Origin of the sequence: Streptomyces sp. SBT349, from assembly GCF_001083795.1 — a bacterium.
Lineage (GTDB): Bacteria > Actinomycetota > Actinomycetes > Streptomycetales > Streptomycetaceae > Streptomyces.
Window position 1 is genome coordinate 1 of record NZ_LAVK01000159.1, and the last position, 16527, is coordinate 16527.

The following is a 16527-nucleotide window of genomic DNA, read 5'->3' on the forward strand; positions in this document are numbered from 1 at the left end:
CCGCCGAGGCCGCCCGCGCCCCCGCCGCCCGTGTGGCGCGCGGGCCGGGCGCGTCACGCGCTGGCCGCGGTGGCCGGAGCGGTGGCGCTGGCGGTGGCCTCCTGGCTCGTCGTGGCCAACGCGGGGGGCGGCGAGGAGAGCCCGCGGGCGGCCGACCCCGGCGGCGGCCCGTCCCCGCGGTTGGACACGGGCACCGGCGCCGACGAGGGCCCGCTGGCCGACCTCGTGCCGCAGGACGTGCGCGAGGCGGGCGGGATCGTCGTGCACGCCGGAAGCGCGCACGACCCGGTCATCTTCACGGAGGACGGGGAGGACGAGCTGACCGGTTTCGAGGTGGACCTCCTCGGGGCGATCGGGGAGCGGCTGGGCGTGGCCGTCACGTTCGCCCCGGTCGACGACAGGAGAGCCGCCGCCGAGGCGGCCGTCCAGGAGGGCCGCGCCGCCGCCGCGCACATCGCGGTGGGCAACTTCGTGGACGACGAGGAGGAACGCGCCGCGCTGGGCGTGGACTTCGTCAATCACTTCGTGGACGGCTGGGCCGTGGTGAGCGAGGACCCGGAGCGCTCCGCGGACCTGGACGACCTGTGCGGCCTGCGGGTCACCCTCTACGAGGGGAGCCCCACGGAGGACTCGGTGCGCGAGAGCACCCGGGACTGCTCCAGGCCCGCCGAGATCGTGCCGGCCGCCACCAAGGACGACATGGCGGAGGCGATCGGCGCGGGCGAGGCCGACGTGGCGGTGCTGCTCTACACGCAGGCGGCCTACTACGTCGCGGAGAACCCGGAGACCGGGCTGAGCGTCAGCTTCTCCGACGAGCAGCGGGGTTCCCGGGGCATCGCGGTCCCGAGCGGGCAGGGCGAGTTGCGCGGTGCCGTCCACGAGGCGCTCGGCGCGCTGATGCGGGACGGCACCTACGGGGAACTGCTGCGGCGGTGGCACATCGAGGACGCCGCCCTCGACCGGCCGGCCGTCAACCGCGGCAGCTGAACGCCGTGGCCGCGACGGTCATTCGCCGAGCAGGTCCAGGTCCGACTTGAGAAGCGTGGTGCTGATGAGCAGTTCCGTGATCAGGTTGTGGTTCAGCGTGTTCCCGACCGGCGGCGGTACCTCCTCCTCCAGGAGGCCGCTCACCGAGTGGGAGAGCCGCTTGCGCACGTTCGTCACGATGTGCGCGGCCCGGCGCTCGCCCCACCGCTCCTCCGGCCGCAACTCGCTGAGCTCGGCGGCCACCTGTGCCCACGTCAGCGGCTGCGGATAGGGCTCGTTGCGCAGGTACCGCTGGCCGAGGCAGACGAGCACCAGCTTCTCGACCGGACTCAGCGGCCAGACCTTGGGCCCCTGCGTCTTCGCCTCGTACGCGATCCCCGGGACCGCCGCCGGCGAGAGCCCGGCGACCCGCACCTCAAGGAGGTGTTCCTGCCTCGGGCCGAGGATGAACAACGGCGTGTAGCCGGTGTGCAGTTCGGCCCGGTCGCCGCTGAGCACCAGCCGCGAGGGGGAGAGGCGGATGGGCAGCCGGCCGACGTTGTGCAGCACCCAGCCCGCGTGCTCGCGGGTGATGTGCCCGTGCTGCCGGCTGACGTGCGGATCCTCCGCGCCGACGCAGACGTGGACATCCGGCTCGCTGCGCCCGAAGATCAGCGGGAACCCGGCGTCGGGCGCGACGCTCATGCCGCCGTTCATCCCCAGGGCGAAGAGCGTGCCCTGCCGGACGGACGGCGGGAGCGCGCGCGTCAGACTGCCGAAGTCCCTTGGCAGGATGTTGACCTTGCTCGACGAGCTGGGTACTGGCAACGTCACGGTCCATCCCCTCTCCGCGCGCCGGGCCAAGATTACCTCCGCCCGCCCGCGCCCGGGAGTGCCCGCCTCCCGAGCTCCTGGATGTGGCCGTCGAGGGTCCGGTCCGGCGCGGTGGAACGCCTGTCGGGAAGGCGGACGAGCCGAGTTGCCCTCCCCGTGGTTTCCATGAACGATCCGGGGGTGACCACGTTGTTTCTGACAGTCGGCCTGCCGGGGGCCGGGAAGACCACGCGGGCCCGGCGGTTGGCCGCGGAGCACCGCGTGCTGCGGCTGACACCCGACGAGTGGATGATCCCGCTGTTCGGCGCGTCGGACGCGGACGGGAAGCGGGATGTCCTGGAGGGACGGCTCCTCTCGCTCGCCCTGGAGGCGCTGAGGCTCGGCACCGGCGTGGTCCTCGACTTCGGGTGCTGGTCCCGTGACGAGAGGTCCGCGATCCGCTGGCTGGTGGAGTCCGTGGGCGCGTCCTGTCGCCTCGTGTACGTGCCGGTGGACGCCGAGACCCAACGCGACCGGATCGCCCGTCGCCAGTCGGCTGCCCCCGACGAGACCTTCCCGATGAGCGAGGCGGACCTCGCGCACTGGAGGACGCTGTTCGAGGAGCCCGACGCCGCGGAGCTCGATGGGCAGGACATCGGCGGTCCGCCCCCTGGCTGGCCGGGCTGGCCCGAGTGGGCCGCCGATCGGTGGCCGTCCTTCGCGTGACGGCCCTGCACCACCACGGCTCGCCGCGAAGGGGTCAGGGGCCGGCGGGTTCGCCGGTGGCGGCGTCGATCCACTCGGTGCCGCCGATCATGTAACCCCACTCCGTCTGGCCGCCGACGGCGCTGGTGCGGAACGGCCGCCCCTCGTCGTCGACGCGGAGGACGCCGGAGCGGTCGCCGCTGGACCAGTCGAGTTCGAGGTACCAGCTGACGTCCCGGGTGTCGGTGCGCGCGTCGACGAAGAGGACCAGAGGCGCGTTCGCGTCGACCGACAGGGGGAGGTCGGCCTGCCCGGCCACCGGCGCCGGCCGGGGTGCGGCGGTGTCCAGATCGACGTCGAACGCCGTCGTCCGTACGGGGCCGCCGCCGCACCCGGCGTAGCCGCCGTAGAGGTGCCAGGGCAGCGGCTCGCCCTCCGCCGCGATGCTCACGCGCAGGTCGCGCAGGACGACGGTCGCCTCCTCGGTGCCCTGGACGGTGAGTTCCACGAGCTGCTGCCCGGCGGGGACGGCTCCCAGGGCGCCCACCCAGCCGGCGGCCTCCGTCCCGGACGGTGGCGGCGGCACCTCGGACGGCGGGAGGTCGACGAGGTAACGGCTCTCGCACTCCTCGAACGCGTACGGGCGGGTGGCCACGGCCAGCGGCGCCGCCTCGGCGGGCTGTTCCGGGGCGCCGTCGCCGTTCCCGTCCTCGCCGTCGCCGCCGGTGAGGAGGCCGGCGAGCAGCGCGATCGCCAGGCCGGCGGCGAGGGCGCCCCCCGCGGCCCAGGCGAACCGTGGCCAGGACCGGCGGGGGGAGGGCGCCCCGGCCCGCTCGGCGCCGGGCGCCGCCGGTTCGAACGCGTCCAGGGCCCCGGCCGGTTCGGGCTTCGGGCCCCTCCGGTCGCGGTGCCGCGCCGTGTCGGCGGCGATCCACCGCCGGTGCGCCTCGGCGTGCTCCTCGGGCGTGGCCCGGCACAGCCGCGCGAACCGTTCCACCGTCGCGAACTCCGGTGGCAGCGCCTCTCCCCGGCAGTAGCGGTGCAGCGTGGAGGCGCTCATGTGCAGTCTCTTCGCCAGGACGCCGTAGCTCAGCCCGGAACGCCGCTTCCACTCGATGAGCAACGCGGCCAGCTCCGCCGTCTCCGCGTTCGACACCACGTTCCCCCGTCCCTCGCGTCCCGTCCCGGCATTCGAAGCGGGGTCCATCCTGGCAGGTCACCCCGGGTGGAACCGTCCCGGCCCCTCATACCGGCGGCGCACGGTGGCAGGCGGGACGGCGCCCGGCACATGCTGCGGTCGTCCGGGCCACAGGGCCCGGCGGGTTCACGGATCCGACGAGGACAACGCGAACCACGAGAACCACGCGAACCACGAGAGAGCGGGACCACGATGACCACCACCGCACAGCGCCGCCGTACCCGTGTCCGGGCCGCCGCCGCCGCGCTCGGCGCGACGCTCGCGCTGACCCTCACGGCCTGCCAGGAGGAGGACGCGGCCGGCGGGACGGGCGGCTCCGGCGGGTCACCGGCCCCGTCGGCCGGCGCGGAGTCCTCCCCGGAGCCGGGCGGCGACGACACGGCGGGGGAGACCGAGGACGGCGGAACGGCCGGGGGCGGCGGCAGAACGGAGCCCGAGGAGAACGCCATCCCCTGCACGGTCGACACGATCGAGCTGGCCGCCACCCAGGTCGAGCGGCCGCTCAACCACATGCTGCTCACGGCGACCAACACCGGCGACGGAACCTGCTACGCCTTCCACGGCCCCTTCCTGCGCCTGGGCGACGACGCCCAGGCCGCCGTCCCCCGCTTCGAGGGCAGCAAGCCGCAGGCCGTGGTCGCGCTGGCCCCCGGCGAGAGCGCCTACGCCGGGGTCCTCACCTCCTCGGCGGCCCTGGAGGCGGAGGGCGGCTACACCGCGACCAGCCTCGGCGTGCAGTTCGCCGACGCCGAGGACGCGGGCATCGAGGGGATGGCGGACGTTCCGCTGCCCGGCGGCGAGGTCTACGTCGACGACTCGGCAGGGGTCTCGTACTGGCAGACGTCCCTGGACGCGGCGTTGTCCTGGTGACGTCCCGCGCGGGAAGGTGAGGTGCCGCCCGGTCCGTTCCCCGGGTGGCACCTCACGGCCACACCGAGCAGCGCCGACGAAGCCAGCAGGACGCGGCCGGTCACTTCTTGTTGGCGTCCCAGGGCTGGCCCACCCAGCTGTCGAAGGCGTCCAGCAGGACCACCAGCGCGGCCCCCAGGCGCCAGTCCGTCTCCGGCGCGTGCAGGAACAGCCGGTCACCGCGGGACCTGAACTCCAGCCTGGCGCGCCCGCCCGCGCGCCAGATGATGCGCCGGGGGCCGCGCGCGACGTCACCACCGCCCGCGAACAGGCTGGCCAGAACGATCAGCGCCTGGAACGGCCACAACGGCCACCACACGCACCACCAGAAGATCCGTCCCTTGAAGCCCACTGCCTCGGGACCGCCGACCGGCGTCACGGTCCAGCGGGTGCGCAGGCCCCTGCCGCGCAGCGCCTTCTCCCGCACGAACGTGCCGATCAACTCGCCCCGCGGGCCCAGCACCTGGAAGGTCGCCACGCCGCGCGCGGCCGAGAGGGTCACCAGGGTCGCCACCCGCTCCCGGCGGTGCTCGTCGGCCCACAGGACGAAGGAACGGGCCCCGCTGCCACGGGCTTTCAGGTACGCGGGTATGCCGCCCGGCGGCAGCTCGCGCTGCGGATAGGCGACCACCCGGGACGGCCCCGAGCCGTCGGAGAACTCGACCTTGTACCCGAGGGGCTCGGGAGAGCCGCCCAGGTCGGCGGGACGGAGGGCCCCCCGAAGGGCCTTCATGGTCAGTACGCTGCTCACCCGACGTGCTCCTCGTTCGTGCCAGGAGCGGATCCTACGTGTGGCCCCGGGCGGCACGACAGCCCCTCCCGCCCCACGCCGCCCCTCCGGGGAGGCCCGCCTACCTGCTCAGCAGCTTCCCCAGCGGGCTGGGGTGCTCCTCCAGTTCGGTGGCCGTCGCCCGCCAGCCGGTGTCCCCGGGGGTGAGGGCGCTGCGCAGGAAGGCCGAGGTGAGCCGCTGGACCAGCGCCACGCGCGCGGGGCTCTCGTCCGTCGTCTCGGCGGCCCCGTACCCGGAAACGCCTCCGAGCGAGTGCTCCGCCTCGAACAGCGTGAGCAGGCTCTTGCTTCCCGGGCTGTGGGTGTAGGCGTCGGTGAACCAGTCCGGTCCGCGCGTGGAGAGCATGGACTGGTCGTTGTCCCCGGCGACGATGAGGGCCGGCGTGGTCATGGTGGCGAAGGACGGCCTCATGAAGGGGAAGTTCTCGGCGGCGAAGGGGGACAGGTCGTCGCCCAGGCCGGTCGGGGCGAGCAGCACGCCCGCCGTGACCCGGGGGTCGGACAGGTCCTCGCCGGGAACGCCGTCGGGGCCGAGGACGCGCGCGCCCAGCAGCGCCCCGGCCGTCTGGGCTCCCCAGGAGTGGCCGGCCGCGGCGACCCGGCCGCGGTCGACGCGCCCGCCGAGGCCCGGCACCGCGGCCTCCAGGGTGTCGAGGCCGTCCAGCGCGCGCGTGAGGTCCTCGATGCGGTAGAGCCAGATCCGCGGCGTCCGGGGGTCTTCGGGGGGAAGGCCGAGCGTCCTGGAGTCGAGGTGGGTGGGCTGGAGGACCACGAAGCCCTGGGCGGCCCAGAAGTCGGCCAGCGGCGCATAGCCGTTCATCGACTCGCCGTAGCCGTGCGAGAAGACGATGACGGGCAGATCGCCGCCGGTCATGGGGGCGGACACGCGGACGTGGAGGTCCTCGCCGCGGCCGGGGGCGGGCAGGACGACCGGCCTCACGGATATCACCGGGGGAGGTGCGCCGGCGCTCTGCTGCGCGTTCGCGGTGGTCGAGTCGGGCATGGACGTGCCTTCCGTTCGGTTTCGGTCGCTGGAGGGACGGCGAAGGACGGCGGAGGACGGCCCGGTCCCCGGGTCTGCCATCATGGGGAAACGGAACACCGCTCCGCCTCACCCACGATACGGAGCAGCGTTCCGCTTTACAACCTCACGGAGGGAGCGTCGTGGTGGAGGACAGTGGCCGGGGCACGGGAGGCGCGGCCGGATCCCGGCGGAAGGACGCCCGGCGCAACGAGCGAGCCCTGCTTGACGCCGCCGCCGCCGTCTTCGTCGCCTCGGGCGTGGACGCGCCGGTGCGCGACATCGCGGCCAGGGCCGGGGTCGGGATGGGCACGATCTACCGCCACTTCCCCACCCGGGCGGACCTCGTCATCGCCGTCTACCGCCACCAGATCGACGCCTGCGCCGAGGCCGGGCCGGCCCTGCTGGCGACCAGCCCGACACCGCACGCCGCCCTCGAACGGTGGGTCGATCTCTTCGTCGACTTCCTGGTGACCAAGCGCGGCCTCGCCGCCGCGCTGCGGACCGACAGCGCCCAGTTCGAGACGTTGCACGCCTCCTTCCTCGACCGCCTCCTGCCGGTGTGCGCCCGGCTCCTGGACGCCGCCACCGCCTCCGGCGAGATCCGCTCCGGCCTCGACGCCCTCCACCTCATGCGCGGCATCGGGAACCTGTGTATCGGCGCCGACAGCGACCCGGACTACGACGCGCGGCGACTGGTCACGCTCCTCGTCGCGGGACTGCGCCGGCCGGTCTGACCGCGGCGCCGCTCAGCCGGCGGGCACGACGCGCCACCGGTTGTCGGCGGTGCCGTTGTCCGGGTCCTGGACCGCGAACGCGCCGACGGCCGTCGAGTCGCCCTGGATGCCGAGCAGCTTGCCGCTGTTCTCGTTGCGGATGGTGTGCGTTCCGTCGCCCTGGTCGAGCAGCGTCCACCTGTGGTCGGGCGTGCCGTTGTCCGACCACTGGAGGACGCTCGCGTTGTCCGCCGTGGACATGTCCTGGACGCCGAGCACCTTGCCGCTGTGGGCGTTGCGGAGCCGGACCGCGCCCGCGTCGGCGATCAACTCCCAGCGGTGGTCGGCGGTTCCGGAGTCGTGCCACTGGAGGGCGCGCCCGCCGTCGGCCGTGGACATGTCCTGGATGCCCAGGACGAATCCGCTGGCGACGTTGACGAGCCGGACGGTCGCGGGGCCGCCAGGACCGCCCACGTTCCAGTAGACGGTGTAGTTGTGGCCGTGGGCGTCGTGGAACGGGCCCAGGTCGACGGTGGAGCCGTCGGCGGTGGCGGTGAAGGCGAGCGCGCTGTCGCTGGTGCGGGTGATCGAGGAGGTGTCCAGCGAGGGCAGGGAGGTGAGCGGGGTGTCGCCGTAGTCGCCGGACAGCACCACCGGGCCGTAGGTGATGGCGGCGACGCTCGCGTCGTCGTTGGCCGGCCGGGTGGTGAGCCGCATGGGGAGGCGGACGGTGACGGTGTCGCCGGAGGTCCAGGAGCGGGTGAGGGTGGCGTAGCCGCCGGGCGGGGTGGGGATGTCCTGCACCGCGCCGTTGACGCTGACGGTGGCCCCGTCCGTCCAGCCCGGGACGCGGACGCGCATCGACCAGGTGCCGCCGACGTCGCCCGTGACCCGCAGGGCCGTGGTGTCGCCGACGGGGAACGTGGTGGTCTGCGTGACCGTGATTCCGCGCTCCGACCAGGTGAGGACCGAGGGGACGAACAGGTTCACGGTCAGCGTGGTGCCGCTGTGGAAGTAGACGGAGTCCATCAGCCTGGTGTGCGTCTCCAGGCCCGTGCCCTGGCAGCACCAGAAGCTGTCGTAGTCGGTGCTCCAGGTGCCGCCGCCCCACGCCGGCCCGACGCCGCGCCGCCCGCCCGGGTTGAGCGGGGTGAAGTAGGTGACGTGGCCGTGGTCGTCGGCGGGGTTCTGCTGGCCGATCATGTGGTTGAGCCACGCCCGCTCGTAGTAGTCGAACAGCTCGGCGCGGTCCGGGTCCAGGGTGTACAGCTCCCGGGTCAGGGTGAGCATGTTGTACGTGTTGCAGCTCTCGCACGTGTCCCGGGCCAGGTGGGCGGCGATGGCGTCCGGGGGGCGGAAGTGCTCGGCCTGGCTGTTGCCGCCGATGGCATAGGTGTGCGTGCCGACGCAGATGTCCCAGGCGTGGGTGGCGATGTCGCGGTAGCGGGCGGTGCCGGTGGCCTTGTACTCCCGGACGGCGCCGATCCACTTGGGCACCTGGGTGTTGGCGTGCAGCCCGTCGAGCCGGTCCTGGCCCGCCGCCAGCGGGTCGAACACCGCGGCGTGGTCGAACCGTTGGGCGACGGTCAGCCACCGCGGGTCGCCGGTCTCCAGGTGGAGGTCGGCCAGCACGGCGTTCATGCCGCCGAACTCGGTGCCCAGCATGGCCTGCATCCGCTGCCCGGTCAGGCGGCCGGTGCGCCGGTCCACCCATCCCGCCAGGCCCAGCAGCACGTCGCGCGCCTCGGTGCTGCCCAGGTGGCGCCAGACGTCCAGCAGCCCGGCCAGGGTCTTGTGGATGACGTAGTACGGCACGTTGCCGTTGGTCAGGGTCCGGTCCTCCAGCGCGTCGAAGTCGGACTCGGGGAAGCCGCACAGGTAGCCCTCGGCGAATCCGGCGGCGCCGTTGTTCGCCTGGCACCTCGCCAGTTCGGCCACCATGTGCGTGGCCCTGTCCCGGCAGGCGGCGTCCCCGGTCACGGTGTACGCCTGCGCCCAGGCGGTGAGGAAGTGGCCCTGCATGTGGGTGCGGAAGGGGAACGTCGGCGCGTCCCAGCCGCCGTTGGCCGGGGCGCCCTCGGTGGAGAGCCGGTGGTTGGCCCGGAAGTTGTACAGCAGCCGGTCGACGTCGACGAACCGCAGGTAGCGCAGCGTCCGGTCCTGGTTGTCCAGCCACCGGCCGGCGGTCAGCCGCACCTGGCCGAACGCGAAGGGCCGGGCGAGTTCGGCCTGAGCCGGGGCGCTCGCCGCTCGCGCGGGGGCGCTCGCCAGGGATGATCCGGCGGCGGAGGCGACGGCCGCGCCCCCGGCCGCCCGGAGGAGGTGCCGTCGGCTGACGGAGTGGGACATGGTGCACCCTTTCCCTTGGGTCCGGCGGCTCTGTGACGTTCGTGATGTCGAATGGCGTTCTTGAAGTCGAACAGAAAGTAGAAGGGTGTCGGGGTCCTGTCAACAGCCCCCGTATCGGGGGCATTCGGCTCCGCGTCGGCGTGCGATCGGCCGAAAATCGACGCGGTGACGGGTGTTGACGCCCCGGCTGGGCCTTCTAGGATCCCTGATGTCCGATGAATCGGTCGGCGTTCGATATTTCGGGCAAGTGGTCGGTGGGGGTGGGCAGTCCGCCCCCTGGGCCGCCGTCACCGAGCCGGAATCCGCGGGCACCGGCGCTGTCCCCCCACCGGACCCGGCCCCTGCCCATCGGCCCGCCGGGCGTCCCGTCGCGTCCTCGCGGCAGCAGCAGAAGGAGAACAGTGATGTCCTCGTTCCACCGTCCGCAGACTCGTCGAGGGGTGCTCGCCGCCGCGGCGGGTCTGGCGCTCGCGGGGGCCCCCACCGCCGCGTACGCCTCGCCCGTCCGGGGCGGAGCCCCCGTTCGCCCGGCGGCGCCCACCGCCACGCCCGCTGCCGCCCAGTCCTCGTTCGGCAACCCGGTCATCTGGCAGGACTTCGCGGACATCGACATCATCCGGGTCGGCGACGCCTTCTACTACTCGGCGTCGACGATGCACTACTCGCCCGGGGCGCCGGTCCTGCGCTCCTACGACCTGGTGAACTGGGAGTTCGCCGGGCACTCGGTGCCGGTGCTGGACTTCGGGCCGAAGTACGACCTGAACGGGGGGCGCGGCTACGTCCGCGGGATCTGGGCCTCCTCCCTGGGGCACCGGCGCAGCAGCGGCACGTTCTACTGGATCGGCCAGATCGACTTCGCCCGCACCTACCTCTACACCGCCAGGTCGGTGGAGGGCCCCTGGAGCCGGCACGCCGAGCTGGGCCAGGTGTACTACGACGCGGGGCTGCTGTTCGACGACGACGACACGCCCTATGTCGCCTACGGCAACACGCAGATCAGCGTGGCCCAGCTCTCCCCGGACGCGCGCACGCAGGTCCGCGCCCAGCAGGTGTTCTCCACGCCCTCCAGCGTGGGGACGCTGGAGGGCGCCCGGTTCTACAAGATCAACGGGCGCTACTACATCTTCCTGACCCGCCCGGCCAACGGGCAGTACATCCTGAGGTCCACCTCGGGCCCGTTCGGCCCGTACGAGATGCGGCAGCTCCTGCTGGACCTGCCGGGCCCGATCCCCGGGGGCGGGGTACCGCACCAGGGCGGCCTCGTGGACACCCCGAACGGGGACTGGTACTACCTGTCGTTCATCGACGCCTATCCCGGCGGGCGGGTGCCCGCCCTGGCGCCGGTCACCTGGACGCCGGACGGCTGGCCGGTCCTCCAGCTGGTCAACGGGGCCTGGGGCGCCTCGTATCCGTCCCCGCTGCCGCCGCGCCCGGTCGCGCCGATGACCGGCGTGGACACCTTCCCCGGGCCGGCCCTGGCCCCGAAGTGGGAGTGGAACCACAACCCGGACACCGGCAGGTTCTCCGTCGGCGACGGGCTGACCCTGCGGACCGCCACGGTGACCTACGACCTCTACTCCGCCCGCAACACCCTGACCCACCGGATCCAGGGCCCCACCTCCACCGCGACGATCGAGCTGGAGCACGGCGGGATGGCGGACGGGGACCGGGCCGGGCTGGCGATGCTGCGCGACTCCTCCGCCTGGATCGGCCTCAAGCGCGACGGCGGCGCCACCCGGGTGGTGAGGGTCGACGGCATCACCATGGACGGCGACTGGAACACCGCCGACACCGGTGCGGAGGTCGCCGGGGCCGCGGTCTCCGGCGGGCGGATATGGCTGCGGGTCGCCGCGGACATCCGTCCCGGCTCCGGCCGCCAGGCGCGTTTCTCCTACAGCACCGACGGCACCACCTTCACCGGCCTGGGCCCCGCGTTCACGCTGAAGAACGCGTGGCAGTTCTTCATGGGCTACCGCTACGGCATCTTCAACTACGCCACCCGCGCGCTGGGCGGCGCCGTCACCGTCCGGCGGTTCGAGCTGGCGACGCCCTGAACCGGCCGGGCACGCCGGCCGGTTCGGGGGCGGAGGCGGCCCTCCGTCAGACGCCGGTCCCCTTCCTCGTGGGGAGCGCCTCACCCGCGGCGGAGGCGGTCTCGGTCTCGGTCTCGGGGCCAGTCTCGGGGCCGGGGCCGGGGTCGGGGTCGGGCGCGGGTCCGCCCTCGCTGAGGCCGAACCGCCGGTGGAGCGCGCGCAGCGGGCGGGGCGCGTACCAGGCCCAGTGGCCGAGCAGGCGCATCGCGGCGGGGACGAGGACGCCGCGCACGGCGATGGCGTCGATGAGGATGGCGAGCCCGGCGGCCACGCCGAACATCTGCATGAAGCTGATCCCGGCCGTTCCGAACGCGAAGAAGCTGACCGCGAGCAGGCCCGCCGCCGCGCTGACGATGCGGCCCGTGTGCCCGAGGCCGTCGGCCACGGCGGACTCGTTGTCCGCGCCCAGGTCGTGGAGCTCCTTGATGCGGCTGGTGACGAAGACCTCGTAGTCCATCGACAGGCCGAAGGCGATGCAGAACACCAGCACGACCATCGCCGTGTCCATCGGCTGCGCGGTGAAGCCGAGCACGGACGAGAGGTTGCCGTCCTGGTACATCCAGGTCACGACGCCGAGGGCGGCCCCCATGGTGATCAGGTTCAGGACCAGCGCGCGCAGCGGCTGCACGACGCTGCCGGTGAACAGGAAGAGCAGGACGAAGGTGGAGAGGAGGACGAGCGCCGCGGCGAGCGGGAGCCAGGCGGCGACGGCGTCGTTCGAGTCGACCAGCGCGGCGTCGACCCCGCCCACCAGGGGCTCCGTTCCCTCGGGCGGGGTCGCCGCCCTGACCTCCGCGACCAGGCGCTGGGCCTCGTCCGACTTCGGCGCGAACTCGCCGACCACCGTGATCCGCTGCGCGTCGGGGCGGCCGAGGGCGGCGTTGCCGGGGCCGGGTGGCGTGGCCCCGCCGTCGACATACGTCCCCGTGCCGGCCTCGACGCGGGCGACGCCCGTCAGCGCGGACAGCCCGGCCGCGTAGGAGTCGAGCGCGCTCTCGTTCACCGGGCCGTCGATGACGACGCGGAGGGCGGTGTCGTCGCTGCCGTCGAAGTCCTCCCGCAGCACCTCGGAGACCTGGCGGCTCTCGGCGTCCTCGGGCAGCACCCGCTCGTCCGCCGTGCCGAAGGTGATGCCCAGCAGCGGGCTCGCCGCCAGGAGCAGCACCCCGAGCACGGGCAGCGCGGTGAGCGCGGGCCGCCGCATGACGACGCGGGCCAGCCGCCCCCACATGGGCGCGCGGCTGTCGTCGCGCCCCGGCTTCGCCCACGGCATCCGTCCGCTGTTGATCCGGTGGCCCAGGACGACGAGCAGGGCCGGCATCACGAGCAGGGTGCCGAGGGCCGCGACGGCGACGACACCGACCCCGGCGTAGCCGAACGAGCGGAGGAAGTACTGCGGGAACACCAGGAGCGCCCCGAGCGCGGCGGCGACCGTCGCGGCGGAGAATGCCACGGTGCGGCCCGCGGTGCGCACCGTGTGCCGGACCGCGTCGTCCACGGCGGCGCCGGTGGCGAGTTGCTCGCGGAACCGGCTGATCATCAGCAGGGCGTAGTCGATGCCGAGGCCGAGACCGAGGGCGGTGGTCAGGTTGGTCGAGGAGGTCGAGATGTCGGTGAGGCCGCCGAGCAGGGCGAGTTGGGCGAACGAACCGGCGATGGCGACGAGGGCGATGAGCAGCGGCAGCAGGGCCGCGACGACGCTGCCGAAGACGAGCAGGAGCAGGACGAGTGTCAGGGGGACGGCGATCGCCTCGGCCAGCAGGAGGTCCTCGGTCAGCTGCTCCGATATGTCGTTGCCGACGGCGCTGCCGCCCCCGGCCCGGACCGTGAGCCCGTTCCCGGCCGGGCCGGTGTACGCGTCGATGATGTCCCGGACGTTCTCCTCCTGCTCCAGGCCGGTGCCCGACACGTGGGCGAGGACCAGGGCCTCGTCGCCGTCCTCGGAGCGGAGGTCGGGGCTGCCCGTGTCCCAGTACGAGATCACGTTCTCCAGGGTCGGCTCCGCCGTGAGGCGGGCCACCAGGGCCCGCCCGCTCTCCTCGGCGGCGGGGGCGTCGACGCGGCCTTCGGCGGCGCCGACCAGCAGGACGAGGTTCGTCTCCCCGCCGAACTTCTCCTCGATGAGCTCTCCGGCCCTGCTGGACTCGGAGGACGGGTCGTCGAGGCCGCCGCCCACCAGCGCGCCGAACGCCCCGGCGCCCACGACGCCCATGAGGGCCACGGCCACGGTGGCGACGATCAGTACCAGCCGGGTCCGGCGAATCGCCAGTTCGGCTATGCGGTCGAACACGCTCAGTCTCCTTAGCGTTTACGGTGAAAGCGGCATCAAGCAGGTGAAATCGGCGTCGAGAAGCCGTCGCGATCCCCGCCGGGGCCTCGGCCCCGTCACCAGTGGGTGGGGGATCGCGCTCTGCGTCGCTGCTCGGCAACGGTAGTGAGCCGACAGAAAATTTGGCAGTGTGAGAATTTTCTGACGCCCTGACGCCCTCTCCGAGGGAAGGGGTTCGCGGAAGTGCGCGCGCGGGGACGGCGGTGGAGCCGAAGCCGGTGGTCTCCAGCAGGACGCGCGCCCGTTCGACCCTGACGGCGGGGTAGGTCTCGGTCGGCCGGCCCGCCGCGAGCCAGTGCGCGGGTCGCGACCGTGGCGCGGACTCCGCCAGGGGAGTGACCTGTCTCACATGCTGTCACGGCGGGCGATCGCGCGGTGTCCTGTGGCCGAACCCCCGAGACGGAGGAGACACCATGACCGGGAACACCGAGGTGGTCGTGATCGGCGGCGGGTACGCCGGCGTCATGGCCGCCAACCGCCTGACGCGGCGCGACGACGTGACCGTGACGCTCATCAACCCCCGCCCGACCTTCGTCCACCGGATCCGGCTGCACCAGCTGGTGGGCGGGACCCAGGGCGCGGTCGTCGACTACCGGGAGGTCCTGGCCGAGAGCGTCCGGCTGGTCGTCGACACCGTGACCCACATCGACGTGGCCGGGCGCGGCGTGACGCTGGCGGCCGGGGGCACGGCGGGCTACGACTACCTGGTGTACGCGGTGGGCAGTGGCAGCGCCGACCCGCGGGTGCCGGGCGCGGCGGCGTTCGCCCACCCGATCGCGACCCTGGAGGAGGCGCAACGGCTGCGGCCCGTCCTGGACGCCGCGCCGACGGCCGCGGTGACGGTGGTCGGAGCCGGGATGCTCGGCATCGAGGCCGCCGCCGAGCTGGCGGAGGCGGGCCGCGGCGTGACCCTGGTGTGCGGCGAGGCACTCGGCCCGTATCTGCATCCCCGGGTCCGGCGCTCGGTCGCCAGGCGGCTGACCGGGCTCGGCGTGACCGTGCTCCAGGGCGCCGGGGCGCGGGTGACGGCGGTGACCCCCGACGCCGTGCGGCTGCGCGGCGGCGACGAGCTGCCCAGCGGGGTGACCGTGTGGACCGCCGGGTTCGGCGTGCCGGACCTGGCCGCGCGCAGCGGGCTGCGCACCGACGCCCTGGGCCGCCTGCTGACGGACGAGACGCTGACGAGCGTGGACGACGTGCGGGTCGTCGCGGCCGGGGATTCGGCGGCGCCGTCGGACCTGCCGCTGCGGATGAGCTGCCAGGCCGCCGGGCCGCTGGGCGCGCACGCCGCCGACACGGTGCTCAGCCGGATCGCGGATGAGCAACCCTCGTTCATCGACGTGGGGTTCTTCGGCCTCTGCGTCAGCCTGGGGCGCCGCGCCGCCACCGTTCAGCTCGCCTCGAAGGACGACACGGCGAAGAGGTTCTCCCTCGGTGGCCGCCTCGCCGTGAAGATCAAGGAGGACAGCTACAAGGGCCTGATCAAGCATCTGGCGGACGAGGCGCGCGAACCCGGTTCGTACACCTGGAAGTTCAAGGACGGCAAGCGCCGGCAACGGGTGCGCGCCGAGCGCGCCGAGCGCGGCGAGGGTTCCGCCACCACCCGGCGAACGGCCTGAAGTGCGTCGTCCACCGGCGGCCCCCGTCCGCGCGGGTGCACGCTTGACGGTGGCGGCAACCGGGCCGGCCGCGGGGAAGAGGGGCCGAGACATGGGCGACCACGCCACCGACCACGCCACCGACCGGGCGACCGAGACGTTCGTCGCCCACCGCGACCTGCTCTTCACCGTCGCCTACGAGATGCTCGGATCGGCGGCCGACGCCGAGGACGTCCTCCAGGAGACCTGGCTGCGGTGGATCAGGGTCGACGGGGAGCGGGTGAGCGACCAGCGCGCCTACCTGGTCCGGATCACGACCCGCCAGTCGCTCAACCGGATGCGCGCCGTGCGACGCCGCAGGGAGGCGTATGTCGGCCAGTGGCTGCCCGAGCCGGTGCTCACCGCCCCGGACGTGGCCGAGGACGTCGAGCTCGCCGAGAGCGTGTCGATGGCGATGATGCTCGTCCTGGAGAGGCTCTCGCCGACCGAGCGGGCGGTGTTCGTGCTGCGCGAGGTGTTCGACGTCGGCTACGGCGAGATCGCCGAGGCCGTCGGCAAGAGCCCCGCGGCCGTCCGCCAGATCGCGCACCGCGCCCGCCGGCACGTCGAGGCCCGCCGCCCCCGCAGGGCGGCCTCCCTGAGCGAGACGCGGGCGGCCCTGGAGTCGTTCCGGCGCTCCATCGAGACGGGGAACCCGCAGGACCTCCTCGACGTGCTGGCCCCGGATGTCGTCTTCGTGGGCGACGGCGGCGGCTTCAAGCGGGCCGCGCTCCGGCCGGTCGTCGGCGCCGGGAAGGTGGTCCGCTTCTTCCGCGGCGGCTACGGCAGGACCGAGTCCACGATCACCTGCGACCCCACCGTGGTCAACGGCAACCCGGCGCTCGTCATCCGCCTGGACGGCGAGCTCGACGGCGTCCTGACGATCCGTGTCGAGGACGCCCGCGTCACCGGCCTCTACTACGTCCGCAACCCGGAGAAGCTGTCGCGCGTCGCGTCCGAGACCCGGCTCGTGTCGTGACGGCGACCGCCGGGTGCGGCGG

13 protein-coding genes are annotated in these 16527 nt (G+C 73.6%); 7 read left to right on the top strand and 6 right to left on the bottom strand.

Annotation, left to right across the window (positions count from 1 at the left end; genetic code table 11):
- Window positions 1–987: substrate-binding periplasmic protein (locus ADY01_RS19845; RefSeq protein ID WP_159001304.1), on the top strand; the 987-nt coding region annotated here is incomplete at its 5' end.
- A gap of 18 nt (window positions 988–1005) precedes the next feature.
- On the opposite strand, the gene ADY01_RS19850 is transcribed toward ADY01_RS19845, so the two are convergent.
- Complete coding sequence (locus ADY01_RS19850; RefSeq protein ID WP_234320319.1) at window positions 1006–1800, bottom strand: hypothetical protein; 795 nt, start codon at window positions 1798–1800, stop codon at window positions 1006–1008.
- Window positions 1801–1980: 180 nt separating this feature from the next.
- Here ADY01_RS19850 and ADY01_RS19855 point away from each other — a divergent pair, with 180 nt between their 5' ends.
- Window positions 1981–2505 (top strand): AAA family ATPase, encoded by a 525-nt coding sequence (locus tag ADY01_RS19855; protein WP_049575218.1) that lies wholly within the window; start codon window positions 1981–1983, stop codon window positions 2503–2505.
- A gap of 34 nt (window positions 2506–2539) precedes the next feature.
- Here ADY01_RS19855 and ADY01_RS19860 read toward each other — a convergent pair whose 3' ends face one another.
- Window positions 2540–3643, bottom strand: a complete 1104-nt coding sequence (locus tag ADY01_RS19860) for a helix-turn-helix domain-containing protein (RefSeq protein WP_049575221.1) — start codon at window positions 3641–3643, stop codon at window positions 2540–2542.
- A 231-nt stretch (window positions 3644–3874) separates the two neighbouring features.
- Here ADY01_RS19860 and ADY01_RS19865 point away from each other — a divergent pair, with 231 nt between their 5' ends.
- A complete protein-coding gene (locus ADY01_RS19865) occupies window positions 3875–4552 on the top strand; it encodes a DUF4232 domain-containing protein (RefSeq protein WP_053171009.1) in 678 nt (225 codons plus the stop codon).
- A gap of 100 nt (window positions 4553–4652) precedes the next feature.
- Here ADY01_RS19865 and ADY01_RS19870 read toward each other — a convergent pair whose 3' ends face one another.
- Window positions 4653–5342, bottom strand: a complete 690-nt coding sequence (locus ADY01_RS19870; RefSeq protein ID WP_199826266.1) for a hypothetical protein — start codon at window positions 5340–5342, stop codon at window positions 4653–4655.
- Window positions 5343–5442: 100 nt separating this feature from the next.
- Window positions 5443–6384 carry an alpha/beta hydrolase family protein gene (locus tag ADY01_RS19875; protein WP_049575224.1) on the bottom strand — a complete coding sequence of 314 codons (942 nt, stop codon included), beginning with the start codon at window positions 6382–6384 and terminating at the stop codon, window positions 5443–5445.
- 164 nt (window positions 6385–6548) lie between these two features.
- On the opposite strand from ADY01_RS19875, the gene ADY01_RS19880 reads away from it, so the two are divergent.
- Window positions 6549–7139: a TetR/AcrR family transcriptional regulator gene (locus ADY01_RS19880; RefSeq protein ID WP_049575250.1), complete on the top strand. Its 591-nt coding sequence runs from the start codon at window positions 6549–6551 to the stop codon at window positions 7137–7139.
- Window positions 7140–7151: 12 nt separating this feature from the next.
- Here the strand turns inward: ADY01_RS19880 and ADY01_RS19885 are convergent, their stop codons facing one another.
- Window positions 7152–9467 carry a beta-L-arabinofuranosidase domain-containing protein gene (locus ADY01_RS19885; RefSeq protein ID WP_049575227.1) on the bottom strand — a complete coding sequence of 772 codons (2316 nt, stop codon included), beginning with the start codon at window positions 9465–9467 and terminating at the stop codon, window positions 7152–7154.
- A gap of 404 nt (window positions 9468–9871) precedes the next feature.
- On the opposite strand from ADY01_RS19885, the gene ADY01_RS19890 reads away from it, so the two are divergent.
- Window positions 9872–11521, top strand: coding sequence for a glycoside hydrolase 43 family protein (locus ADY01_RS19890; protein ID WP_049575229.1), 1650 nt, complete (start codon window positions 9872–9874; stop codon window positions 11519–11521).
- A 46-nt stretch (window positions 11522–11567) separates the two neighbouring features.
- Here ADY01_RS19890 and ADY01_RS19895 read toward each other — a convergent pair whose 3' ends face one another.
- Window positions 11568–13850 (bottom strand): MMPL family transporter, encoded by a 2283-nt coding sequence (locus tag ADY01_RS19895; RefSeq protein WP_049575232.1) that lies wholly within the window; start codon window positions 13848–13850, stop codon window positions 11568–11570.
- 452 nt (window positions 13851–14302) lie between these two features.
- Here ADY01_RS19895 and ADY01_RS19900 point away from each other — a divergent pair, with 452 nt between their 5' ends.
- Entirely contained in the window at window positions 14303–15508 is a 1206-nt protein-coding gene (locus ADY01_RS19900) for an NAD(P)/FAD-dependent oxidoreductase (RefSeq protein WP_049575235.1), read from the top strand.
- 91 nt (window positions 15509–15599) lie between these two features.
- Window positions 15600–16505: an RNA polymerase sigma-70 factor gene (locus ADY01_RS19905; RefSeq protein WP_049575238.1), complete on the top strand. Its 906-nt coding sequence runs from the start codon at window positions 15600–15602 to the stop codon at window positions 16503–16505.
- Window positions 16506–16527: the final 22 nt, after the last annotated feature.